This window comes from Flavobacterium palustre, assembly GCF_014639535.1.
Lineage (GTDB): Bacteria > Bacteroidota > Bacteroidia > Flavobacteriales > Flavobacteriaceae > Flavobacterium > Flavobacterium palustre.
In genome coordinates, this window is sequence record NZ_BMGA01000004.1 from 123,754 (window position 1) to 135,857 (window position 12,104).

A 12,104-nucleotide genomic window follows, 5' to 3' on the forward strand; every position below is an offset into this window, starting at 1 on the left:
CAAAAAATTAAAAAAAATTATTATTCTGTTTTTTGTATTTTTGAAAGTATCAAAAGACAGCCCAATCAATGGAAAACATTAATAATTATATCCAACAAAACAAAGAACGTTTCATCAACGAATTAATCGAATTACTCAAAATCCCTTCCGTAAGTGCCGACTCCGCTTACTCTCAGGATGTTATTGACACTTCCGAAGCTGTAAAAATCAGTCTCGAAAAAGCAGGTTGCGACAAAGTCGAAATATGCGAAACTAACGGCTACCCAATTGTTTATGGCGAGAAAATAATCGACCCGAATTTACCAACTGTTTTAGTTTACGGTCATTATGATGTACAGCCACCGGATCCTGTTGAACTGTGGACTTCGCCTCCATTTGAACCCGTTATTAAAAAAACCGACATTCATCCCGAAGGCGCTATTTTTGCCCGTGGTGCTTGTGACGACAAAGGTCAGATGTACATGCACGTAAAAGCTTTCGAATACATGGTTAGCAACAACTGCCTGCCATGCAACGTTAAATTCATGATTGAAGGCGAGGAAGAAGTAGGCAGCGTGAACCTAAAAACTTTTGTTGAAAACAATACCGAAAAACTTAAAAACGATGTGATTTTAATTTCCGATACCGGAATGATTTCTAACCAACAACCTTCTATCACTACTGGTTTGCGAGGCCTAAGTTATGTAGAAGTGGAAGTTACAGGACCTAGCCGTGATTTACATTCAGGATTGTATGGTGGTGCCGTTGCAAATCCTATCAATATCCTAAGCAAAATGATTGCTTCCTTACACGACGAAAACAATCGCATTACTATTCCGGGATTTTATGATAAAGTAGAAGAATTATCTTTGGAAGAAAGAACCGAAATGGCCAAAGCCCCTTTCGATATTGAAGATTATAAAAAAGCATTGGATTTAAAAGATGTTTATGGCGAAGCAGGCTATGTGACCAATGAAAGAAACGCCATCCGCCCTACGCTGGACGTCAACGGAATCTGGGGCGGTTACACCGGTCAGGGTGCTAAAACGGTTATTCCATCTAAGGCTTTCGCCAAAATTTCGATGCGACTGGTTCCTAATCAGGACTGGGAAGAAATCACCGAATTATTCACCAAGCATTTTACCAATATTGCTCCCGCAGCAGTTACCGTAAAAGTAACTCCGCATCACGGTGGTCAGGGTTATGTGACGCCAATTGACAGCATTGGTTACCAAGCCGCAAATATGGCTTACACCGAAACCTTTGGAATTCCTGCCATTCCGGTACGCTCCGGCGGAAGCATTCCTATTGTAGCCTTATTCGAAAAAGAATTGAAAAGCAAAACCATACTAATGGGATTTGGCCTCGACAGCGATGCCATTCATTCGCCAAATGAACATTTTGGGATTTTCAATTACTTAAAAGGAATTGAAACTATTCCGCTGTTTTATAAGTATTTTGTGGAGTTATCAAAGTGATTTAACCGCAATCCCGATAGCTATCGGGACACAAAGTTTTTCGCAAAGTTCGCTAAGCTAAAAGAAACAAAATCCGTTTATTCTTTAGAGTAAACGGAGTTTTTATGAAACTTTCACTAGAGAAAATTATTATTCAATATCTTACTTAATGTTTGCATTAAATCATATTCAAATCTCTAAAATATCAAACAGTAATCAACCAATGTATTTAATTCCTAATTTTTCAAATTGATTATTTAGTTTATTATAATTTATTGGTTTTTCCAATACTGGATATTTTTTATTCAGACCATTTTCTACATCATATTTATCACTTAATGCTTGACCCGTTAAAATTAAAATTTTTATGGGCTCAACAAGTGTTTTCTCAATTTTTTTTATTAAACCAAACCCATCCAAACTGCTTTGAGAGGATAAGTCTAAATCAATAATTATTAAAGAATAATCTTGAAGTTTTTTGAGATCAGGAAAGCTATCGCTACTAGGATAATTTTCTAATTTCAATGAATAATTGAAATATTTTTTATTCAAATATTTAAATGCAATTTCAACAGTATCATATTCGTTTTCAAAAATCGCTATTTTCATTTTCTTCTTTTTTAAATGATAATTTTAATTCAATAATATTCCCATCAACTTCTATGACACCTGAAACACACATTTCTTCTAATATAGACTTCATAATCAATATCCCATGTGATGTTCTCTGCAAAATCTTATCTCTTTCAGTAGAATTAAAATCATCTCTTAATTCTAAAATATCTTTTTTATCTTCTATTTTGAATTGATTCCTAAATGATATTAAATATTGTGTTTGAGTTTCACTAAAAACAACTATTTCGTCTTTTTCAGAATACTTTTTTAAATTTGCAATCCAATCTAAAATTAAAATATACAAACCATCACTATTTAATTTTACTGTAAATTTATCTATTAAATTTACGTCAACATCTATTTCAACGTTAAAAGTTTCAAAAAAGTCTAACCAAATTTCGCGTATTGAACCAAAAAGAAAATTCAATGTCTTATCCTCAAGTTTTGTAGCAGAAAAAGGTTTGTCTGACTTATCTAATATTGCTTTAACTCTATCCATCAAGAGTTTATAACTTCTTTCTAATCTATCTAATTCTGTTGAATAAAGTTTCAAATCGTCTCCATCCATTTTCCCATTAATGTTATCTTTAGACATTTCAATAAAATTATCCAGTGTATTAAATCTATTACGGATAAAATGCATAGCTTTTTCAGCATTTTGGATATGAAAATATTTTTTCCTGAAATCCATTAGCATTTTCTTATTCTCATTTTTTATTGAATTCTCTATTCCAATCACTTTTGAGATTCTAGCCGTTATAGACTGAAGTAAACTGATATAATATGTATTGAATAATCTATTTGAAAAATCTTCAAGTACAAATACAAAAATGTATCTATTGTTTTTTGTTTGATTAACGAGAAAAAAGTTTTTACTACAATTAACATCATTAATCTCTAAATTAATATTTGAATATGAAAGAGCTTCTAAATCTTTTGCGTTTATTACTTCTTGAATAAATTCATCATCAATTGTATATGACCAAACAAAAACAGAACTGTTCTCAATAATTATTTTTCTTTTATCAATTTTAAAACAAATAATTTTAGAAAAAGTTGGTCTGTAAAATTTTAAAAACTTTATATTATTTAAAACATCTAGAATCCCATTGTAAACTTTATAACTTTTTCTTAATTCAAGTTCCTTTTCAAGAAAAAGTTCAATCTCTTTATTTAGTTTAGAAATATTTTCAAAATATTTATTCCTACTATCAGTTATAAAATTTACTATTCTAAATGCAAATGTCACAATTATAAATGTCCAAGAAAATTTATAATTATTTAATAAAAAAATGGAGAATACAAATAAAACATAAAGCATAATTGACTTCTTATCTCCAGAATGATTTGGTGAATTTATTACAGGTAAAAGCAAAAAAGTTGCTGTCACTATATCTAAATCTTTACCATAAATTAAAAATACAATGAATAAATAATCATTTACTAATCGAATTTTCGAACTAAATCCATCATTAAAAACTGTATTAACATATATAAATAAATATGGAATTATAGCTAGATAATACCAATAACACTCAAAATAATTATCTTTATAATTGATAATGTATATACCAAAAAGTATAATAATTAATCTAAAAAAAATACTAAGGGTTTTATTTGTAAATTTTTGTAAAGTCATATTATCTTTTTAAATAATCACTAAGCTTATTAAAAATAAAAACAAGCACATATAAAAACAAAAATATTTTTCCAATCATTAATGCAATCATTGAAAATTCATCATTAGGCCTAATTTTGAAATCTTCATTAACTCCCAACAATGATGAAAAAACATTGATAAAATGATTAAAAAAATAATTATTACAAACTCCTAAATAGGTAAGTTTAAAATCAAATAATGACATCCAACTTAATTGAGCAGGCATAAGTATTAATCCTGAAATTAGCGCTACAGTAAATAACGTTATAAAAAGTGTAAATAAACTATACAAAGGAAAATATACTAAAACATTTAAAATTGATCTAAAATTCATAAAATCATTTTTTGAATTTTCTAATATTGTTTTAATACGTATTTTTTGAAAGGTTTTAATTTCATCTTCAAAAGAACTTTTTTGCAATTGTCTTATTAAAAAATTCAGATAATACAATTTTTCTTTATTTTCAAGCTTATTTAATAATTCAATTATTTTTCGTTCCCTAATTTCATCATATTTTATAGGACCAAGTTCTGCTACTTCAATTATAGAAATTAAGTATTTTTTTATATCTACAGAAATATGATTTTTATAATTATATAATTCTGTTTCACTTAATTTTATTTGAACAATATTATTTAAAACATTACTCTTACCCGTATATGTAAAATCCTTATTTTCAAGCTTCTTATATTCTTCTTCTAAAAGTTTAATCATTATATCTTTATTTCTAAAATCCTAGGTAAATCACTTCTCTCATAATCATAACAGTATTCTTTCATACCAAACTCTTATAATTAAAATTATCATTTTATAAACAACTCAAATATATAAACTATTTATTACAAATCAATCAGTATTATTAAAATGAAATCATTATACTTTTGCTATTTTCTTTAAAAAGCAAAAGATAGAGCGTACAGCCTGACCCGGCGTAATGAAATGGAGATGGGGAACGCCCAAAAAAAAAATCAACTATACTTATACCCCAAATAAGGCATTGGTTTTTCTATGAAGTGAATACCGTAGACTTCCAGTTCTTTTAAAACCGGCAAGTACACTTCTTTCAAGACAGGAAGTTGCACACCGTAGGTTTTAATTTTTCCGTTCAGGATTAATAAAGTTGCCATAGCAACCGGCAATCCTACGGTTTTAGCCATAGCGGTATAAGTTTGGTCTTGTCCTATGCAAACCATTTGGGAATCCATCTGGACTTTTTTGCCGTTGAGTTCGTAGCCAAATTTATGGTACATCACAATCATATCTTTATCATCGGGCTCTAGCGTCCAGCTGTCACTGAGAATTTTCTCCAGAATATGGGCAGGAGTCGCATTCTTGAGTCCGACTATTTTATTATCGTTGAATAAATCCAATTCCAGCAATTTGTCCCACATAATGTCGTCCTGATCGATTTTGAGCAGTAAACGGGTTTTTATTTCCACTGAATCCGTGGGATGATACGGCAAAAAGGAATTCATAAACTGGCGGTAACTCATGTTTTCGGAATCTTCCATGACATAAGAATCATCAGTCATGCCCAATTGCACAAACATATTCCAGGCTTTGGAAAAGCCTACTCTTCTAATCGTTCCGCGATAGAGCGTGAGAATATCTTCCAGTCCATAAATGCTTCGGTATTTTAAAGAATCTCTGTTGGAATAAGCTTCAAATTTGCCGTAACCTTCTACTTCCAGAAATTCAGTACGGCGAAACAAGCTGGTGTACGGAATGTATTTATAAGTACCTTCCTGAATAAATTTGGCCACACCGCCCTGACCCGCCAACACTACATTACGCGGTGCCCAGGTAAATTTGTAATTCCAAAGATTCGTATCGGATTCAGGAGCTACGAGTCCGCCGCAAAAGGATTCAAACAACAGCATTTTTCCGCCTTTTTCCCTGATTTCATTAATCACTTTCATTGCACTCATGTGGTCAATTCCCGGATCTAAACCTATCTCGTTCATGAAAATCAAATTGTTCTTTTTCACCTCAGCATCCAGTGCCTGCATTGCATCGCTTATGTAAGAAGCGGTAACTAGGTTTTTCTTGAACAGCAAACAATCTTTAGCAATTTCGATATGCAAATGCGCCGGCAACATCGATATTACGATAGCAGCTTTTTCAATAGCTGCTCTTCGCTCCTTTTCATTAAAAATATCCAGAGCAATCGCGGTAGCGTTAGGATAATTATTGGTTTTCTTCTGAGCCAGTTCCAAAGACAAATCGGCAATAACAAGCTGCAATTGCTCGGATTCAGATTGATCTAAAAGATACTGAATCAACGAAGAAGCGGAACGGCCTGCACCAATAATTAGAATTTCTCTCATAGCTGGAAAATAGTACTCAAAAATAAGGAAATGTTTGTGGGAAGACAAGAGACAATCATTTAAAAATTATAGTTATTTTCTTTTTTGCTTGATCAAAAAAGAAACAAAAAAATCAAGTCTTATACTTCCTCGTCGGTCAAATGAGTTTTCGAATACTAAAAGAAAATAACTCGCTACGCTCAAACAGATTTTCTTTTTACGTATTCTTCAAACATTTGACACTCGACTGCGGAAGCTAAGGACAGCCAAACAATAATCGAATCTTCTCGAATAAAATTTCACAAAACTTTAGCACAAATTACGGCAAACTATCAGCCAAAAAGCTTTTGGTTTCCTTTGATTTCGAATACTTTTGTGTGAAACCTAAACAGAACAAAAATGGACAAGAAAACAATTTCAACAGCGGCTTTACTGGGAATGATTGCAATAATTCTGGGGGCTTTTGGCGCTCATGCACTAAAAAAAGTATTGAACGCAGAACAATTAATAACCTTTGAAACGGGTGTGCGCTACCAAATGTATCATGCTTTATTTTTAGTTTTCATTGGACTCATCCCTGTTTTAAGTTCGAAAACAAAAAAAATCATTTATAATCTGGTGCTTTCAGGCGTGCTGTTATTTTCAGGTTCGATTTATTTATTGGCAACCAATGAACTTACTCCGTTTTTTGACTTCAAAACAATTGGTTTTGTAACGCCTATTGGCGGATTTTTATTAATCAGCGCCTGGGCGGTTTTGTTCTATAATATCACAAAAAAGTCCGATAAAAATTAAGGATTCAAAAGTGGAACTAAAATATATGTTTTATCTTTATGTATCAGATACAAAACCACTAAACAAGCCGTCTTATGAATGAGAGCACTACGTTTTCACTTGAAAATATCGGAATTAAAAACGCCAACATACATTATCAGTTAAGTCCCGGACAACTGCACGATTTGACGCTGCAACGCCGGGAAGGAAACGCAACATCCACAGGAGCTTTAGCTATCAATACGGGGAAATTTTCAGGTCGTTCACCACAGGATCGTTTTATTGTTAAAGACCACATTACTGAGAACGAAGTTTGGTGGGGAGCTGTTAATATTCCTTTTGAAGCCGCAAAATTTGATGCTTTATACAACAAACTAACCGACTATTTATCCAATAAAGAAATCTTTGTCAGAGATGCAGCTGTATGTGCCGACCCTAATTACCGATTAAACGTTCGCGTGATTACCGAAACGCCTTGGGAAAACTTATTTGCCTACAATATGTTTCTCAGACCAACAGCACAGGAACTGGCACAATTTTCACCCGACTGGACTTTAATTTGCGCACCCAGTTTCCAAGCCGATCCTAAAACCGACGGAACCCGTCAGGAAAATTTTGCCATCTTAAACTTTAGCCGAAAAACCATCATCATTGGCGGAACAGCTTATACAGGTGAAATGAAAAAAGGCATTTTCTCGGCATTAAATTTCATGCTGCCGGTTTTTAAAAATACCTTACCAATGCACTGTAGTGCCAACGTGGGCGAAGATGGAGCAACCGCTATTTTCTTTGGATTGTCCGGTACCGGAAAAACAACTCTTTCTGCCGACCCCAACCGAAAATTAATTGGCGATGACGAACACGGATGGACCAGCGAAAACACTGTTTTTAATTTTGAAGGCGGATGTTATGCCAAAGTAGTCAACCTCAGCGAAGAAAATGAACCTGATATTTTTAATGCAATAAAAAGAGGTGCATTATTAGAAAATATCGTTTTCAAAAAAGGAACTAACGAAGTCGATTATACTGATATTTCCATCACGCCCAACACCCGAGTGAGCTACCCAATTGAACACATCAACAATGTTCAACCGGGTTCTATTGGGGAAAATCCAAAAAACATATTTTTCCTAACTGCGGATTCTTTTGGAATCCTCCCCCCAATAGCAAAACTAACGCCCGGTCAGGCAGCTTATCATTTTATTTCGGGTTACACCGCAAAAATTGCCGGAACCGAAGCCGGAATCAACGAACCACAACCTAATTTCTCGGCTTGTTTTGGTGCACCGTTCATGCCTTTGCACCCAACCAGATACGCCGAAATGCTGAGTCAAAAAATGAAAGATGCCGATGTAAAAGTTTGGTTAATCAATACCGGATGGACCGGCGGTCCTTATGGAACCGGTAGCCGAATGAAATTAAAATACACTCGTGCTATGATTACTGCGGCTTTGAATGGCGAATTGGACACTGTAAATTACCACAATCATGCAGTTTTTAAAATGGCTATTCCTAAGAGTTGCCCTAATGTTCCCGGCGAAATTTTAAATCCAAGAAACACCTGGGAAGACAAAGATTTATACGATACAAAAGCCCGCGAACTAGCCCAAAAATTCAAAGCGAATTTTATAAAATTTGAATCATTTGCTAATGATGAAATTTTAGAAGGCGCACCGGAAGTGTAAAATAACTTTTTGGATGAAATTATCAAAACGTCAGTTCGAGTGAATTTTCAGAAAATGCCATAGCTTTTTCTGAAAATTTGTATCGAGAACCATTTTTAAATAAAAACACCAATGGTATTTTTTTTTTGCATAATGAAGTAGAGAGAAAAATTAGATTTATTAATTTTCTTTTTTGCTTGATCAAAAAAGAAACAAAAAAATCAAGTCTTGCGCTTTCTCGTCGGTCAAATTAGTTTTCGAATGCTAAAAGAAAAGAACTCGCCCCGAAAGCTTTCGGGACTCAAACAACTTTTCTTTTTACGCATTCTTCAAACATTTGACACTCGACTGCGGAAGCTAAGGACACACGAAAATTATCATCGAAAATAATAACAACTTTTCTCACCCAAAATACCATAACCAAATACATATCAATTATTTACACCAATATTCATTTTTTGGCGTTAAATTTGTAATCAATACACAAGCTAAAAAATCAATCATGTTAAAATCATTTTTTATCCTCTGTTCCGGAGCTGACAAAAACCTTCTCGAAGGTTGCTCTGAAGGGGAACAAACAAAATATGTAGGTATTGGTGCGACAGTTTTCTTCACCGCTGTCATGGCTTTCATCGCCAGTGCTTATGCGCTGTTTACCATTTTTGACAATGTGTATCCCGCTATTGCATTTGGGATAATCTGGAGTTTGCTTATTTTTAATCTGGATCGTTTTATTGTTTCCACCATTCGAAAAAGAGACCATTTTAAAAGTGAATTGCTACAAGCTACTCCCCGAATTATTTTGGCAATCATCATTGCTATCGTTATTTCGAAACCATTGGAAATTAAAATTTTCGAAAAGGAAATCAATACCGTTTTATTGAAAGAAAAAAATGCGATGGCTTTGAACAACAAAAAAGAAGTAACTACTTATTTCAAAACGGATTTGGATAAAAACAAGGCTGAAATTGCGACTTTAAAAAATGAAATTACCCAAAAAGAAAAAGAAGTCAACAGCTTATACGAAACCTATATTACCGAAGCCGAAGGAACTAAAGGCACGATGAGAATAGGAAAAGGCCCTGTTTTTAAAGAAAAAATTGCCAAACACAATCTGGCTTCCGCCGAATTAGATACGATTAGAAAAAACAATCTGGCAAAAATTGCCGAAAAAGAAAGTCTGAACAAGCAACTCCAAGCCGATTTAGACCAAAAAGTAACCGAAACCCAACCCATCATTGATGGTTTTGATGGTCTGATGGCACGAATCAATGCGTTGAGTAAATTGCCTTTTTTACCTTCTTTTTTTATTATGCTGCTGTTTTTAGCCGTTGAAACTTCTCCTATCATTGCCAAATTACTTTCTCCAAAAGGCGAATACGATTACAAGTTGGAAGATTTAGAAACGGCTTTGAAAGCCACATTAAGTCAGGATAAATACCAACGTGAATTATTAGTAAAAACCAGTGCCGCCATGCACGACAAGGTTTATCAGGATATTGCCGAAGACAAGAAACTATATGAATTGCAACGAAAAAACGCTACTGATTTACTGGAACTGCAATCCAATAATTTTTTAGAAAAACAGAAGAAAACTTTATAAAACATAAAACCCGATAACTGGAAAGTTTCGGGTTTGCGTTTTTTAGCTGAATACTTGTTTACGAAAGCTAGCGCAAGCGTTACGCTTGTACTTACAAGACATCTTTTTAATGGTTTTGCTTTACGGGCACAAACGGGACGCTTGCGCTAGCCGCGGAAACCACTGTTGGCAAATGTTTTTCTACTTAAAAACATTATTTAATTTTTTTACGATTGGATAAAATTCAGTAAAAAGTGTAGTATCTTTATTTTCTTCTTCTTTTTTAAATGCTTCCAATACTTTTTGTTTCATTTTTGTCCTCGCTCTTTTACCATCTTCAGAATTCTCCATAGTTTCTTGAACTAAACTGACATTCTCTGCGTAAACTTTTGCTAATAATGAACTTGGAACTAAGCCTTCAATACATTTTTTACCAGTTTCGTTTTTACCAATTATCAAGAATTCTTTATTTTCTGTCAAGCCTAGTGATTGAAAAGTACTCTTTGTATCTCCATATTTATCTAAATCCACAGTAACGACAAATCTTTTAAACCTTTCTTTAATAAATCTTAATAAGATATTGTTTTTTATATTACCTGCACCACCATATGGAAAAATTTCACCATCAAAATTAAGTTTATTTGTTCCGTGATACTTTTCTTTTAAAAGTTCAAAATATTCTTTATCAGAATTCCCTTCAACTAAAATAATGTCATTTTTTCCACTAAATATAGTTGATTTTAATGGTCCGAAATCTTCACCAGTTATTCCTAGCGAAAGTGCAAATGGTTCGTACCATTTTTCACCCGATGTGTCTATTAATCTTGAACCTTTATTGTTCAAATTTAAATCCCTTTCCAAAAGAATATTTGCTTTTGGCTCTTTATGACTTAACAAATAAGGACTATGTGTTGCAACTAAAATTTGTATCTTAAAGTCAGATGCAATATCTTGAAGTATTCTTCCGAACTCTGCTTGTGCAGAAGGATGAAGGAAACTTTCTGGTTCTTCAATGATAACTATTGGAGTTAATCTTTTATTTAAATTTGTTGATTCTTGAATACGTTTCGCATTCATTAAATTTAATAGAATTAAAGTTCTATTTTTTGTTCCTGAACCCCAATCTTCTAATGAGACTTCTATTCCTTTTTCTTTTAAAGATATTTCAATACTTTCTCTATCAATATTAAGATTCGGAATACCTAAAGAAACATCATACTTTTCAGAAAGTCTTCCTAATAAAGAACTGAATTCCGTTTGATGTTTTTTTAGTGTTTTCTTCACTTCTTTTTCTAGAATATCTTTCTTTTTTGTTATTAAATCTAAATCCTCATTAGTTAAATAAGATGACAATGAATCTCTTCGTCTTTGAGATAAAAAATAAGGTTCGTTTTCTGTTGAATTATGAAAAAATATACTTTCAGAACTTCGTATTCTATTTAATAATTCCTCTCTTTTATATTCATCATCTATTTTATGACCATCAAAAAATAACTCAATGTTTGTTGCATTTTTGTCAGGCAGATTAGTTGCTTTAATTATTAAGAGTGAAACATCAGTATCATTTGATTCTATATCTTTAAATATAAGTTCATTTATAAATTTGTATAAACCAGCATCATTATTCTTATCTAGTTGTAGTACCAATTCAATATAAATTGAGTCATTTACTTTATCTTTTTTCTTCCAATATGGAAAGTCGGAGTTGTAATCAATTGGACCACTCATATTAGAAAAAAACCTGTAATTATGAGTCAAAAATGATAAAACGGCTTTAATAATGTTTGATTTTCCTGAGTTATTTTTGCCGGATAATGCATTGTAATATGGATTAAAATCAATTTCAATATCTTCTAAACTTCTATAATTTTTTGCTATAATTTTTTTTAATATCATATTTTCTGTTTCGTTTTTACAAAATATCTGCCAAATCATTTATATGTATGATAGAATCATACAAAGCCATCCTCTTTTGGATCGCTTAGTCTGATAACTGTCATAAATTATTTTTCTCAAATATATAAATAAATCCTACAAAAAATAAAGTTTTTTCAATTGCGTCCGGC

General features: G+C 32.6%; 9 protein-coding genes. 4 read left to right on the plus strand and 5 right to left on the minus strand.

Annotated elements, in window-relative coordinates; translation table 11 throughout:
• The first annotated feature begins 68 nt into the window (after positions 1–68).
• Entirely contained in the window at positions 69–1,457 is a 1,389-nt protein-coding gene (locus tag IEV84_RS09710; protein WP_188494090.1) for a dipeptidase, read from the plus strand.
• Between the two features lie 195 nt (positions 1,458–1,652).
• Here the strand turns inward: IEV84_RS09710 and IEV84_RS09715 are convergent, their stop codons facing one another.
• From IEV84_RS09715 to IEV84_RS09730, 4 genes are all read right to left on the minus strand, one after another.
• Complete coding sequence (locus IEV84_RS09715) at positions 1,653–2,045, minus strand: response regulator transcription factor (protein WP_188494091.1); 393 nt, start codon at positions 2,043–2,045, stop codon at positions 1,653–1,655.
• Positions 2,026–3,690, minus strand: a complete 1,665-nt coding sequence (locus IEV84_RS09720) for a hypothetical protein (protein ID WP_188494092.1) — start codon at positions 3,688–3,690, stop codon at positions 2,026–2,028. The genes IEV84_RS09715 and IEV84_RS09720 overlap by 20 nt, the downstream gene beginning before the upstream one ends.
• A 1-nt stretch (position 3,691) precedes the next feature.
• Entirely contained in the window at positions 3,692–4,426 is a 735-nt protein-coding gene (locus IEV84_RS09725) for a hypothetical protein (protein ID WP_188494093.1), read from the minus strand.
• Positions 4,427–4,680: 254 nt separating this feature from the next.
• Entirely contained in the window at positions 4,681–6,039 is a 1,359-nt protein-coding gene (locus IEV84_RS09730; RefSeq protein ID WP_188494094.1) for a saccharopine dehydrogenase family protein, read from the minus strand.
• A gap of 378 nt (positions 6,040–6,417) precedes the next feature.
• Between IEV84_RS09730 and IEV84_RS09735 the strand changes: the two genes are divergently transcribed.
• The 3 genes from IEV84_RS09735 (at position 6,418) to IEV84_RS09745 (ending at position 10,059) form a co-directional block, all read left to right on the plus strand.
• Entirely contained in the window at positions 6,418–6,813 is a 396-nt protein-coding gene (locus IEV84_RS09735) for a DUF423 domain-containing protein (protein WP_188494095.1), read from the plus strand.
• Between the two features lie 74 nt (positions 6,814–6,887).
• Positions 6,888–8,477 carry a phosphoenolpyruvate carboxykinase (ATP) gene (gene pckA, locus IEV84_RS09740; protein WP_188494096.1) on the plus strand — a complete coding sequence of 530 codons (1,590 nt, stop codon included), beginning with the start codon at positions 6,888–6,890 and terminating at the stop codon, positions 8,475–8,477.
• 481 nt (positions 8,478–8,958) lie between these two features.
• Positions 8,959–10,059 (plus strand): DUF4407 domain-containing protein, encoded by a 1,101-nt coding sequence (locus tag IEV84_RS09745; protein WP_188494097.1) that lies wholly within the window; start codon positions 8,959–8,961, stop codon positions 10,057–10,059.
• Between the two features lie 180 nt (positions 10,060–10,239).
• Here the strand turns inward: IEV84_RS09745 and IEV84_RS09750 are convergent, their stop codons facing one another.
• Complete coding sequence (locus tag IEV84_RS09750) at positions 10,240–11,973, minus strand: ATP-dependent nuclease (protein WP_188494098.1); 1,734 nt, start codon at positions 11,971–11,973, stop codon at positions 10,240–10,242.
• Positions 11,974–12,104: the final 131 nt, after the last annotated feature.

Bases quoted from the DNA above. Each gene is read 5' to 3' on its own strand.
- IEV84_RS09720 (WP_188494092.1), bottom strand. From the start codon at position 3,690: ATGACTTTACAAAAATTTACAAATAAAACCCTTAGTATTTTTTTTAGA.
- IEV84_RS09730 (WP_188494094.1), bottom strand. From the start codon at position 6,039: ATGAGAGAAATTCTAATTATTGGTGCAGGCCGTTCCGCTTCTTCGTTG.
- IEV84_RS09745 (WP_188494097.1), top strand. From the start codon at position 8,959: ATGTTAAAATCATTTTTTATCCTCTGTTCCGGAGCTGACAAAAACCTT.
- IEV84_RS09735 (WP_188494095.1), top strand. From the start codon at position 6,418: ATGGACAAGAAAACAATTTCAACAGCGGCTTTACTGGGAATGATTGCA.
- pckA (WP_188494096.1), top strand. From the start codon at position 6,888: ATGAATGAGAGCACTACGTTTTCACTTGAAAATATCGGAATTAAAAAC.
- IEV84_RS09710 (WP_188494090.1), top strand. From the start codon at position 69: ATGGAAAACATTAATAATTATATCCAACAAAACAAAGAACGTTTCATC.
- IEV84_RS09725 (WP_188494093.1), bottom strand. From the start codon at position 4,426: ATGATTAAACTTTTAGAAGAAGAATATAAGAAGCTTGAAAATAAGGAT.
- IEV84_RS09715 (WP_188494091.1), bottom strand. From the start codon at position 2,045: ATGAAAATAGCGATTTTTGAAAACGAATATGATACTGTTGAAATTGCA.
- IEV84_RS09750 (WP_188494098.1), bottom strand. From the start codon at position 11,973: ATGATTTGGCAGATATTTTGTAAAAACGAAACAGAAAATATGATATTA.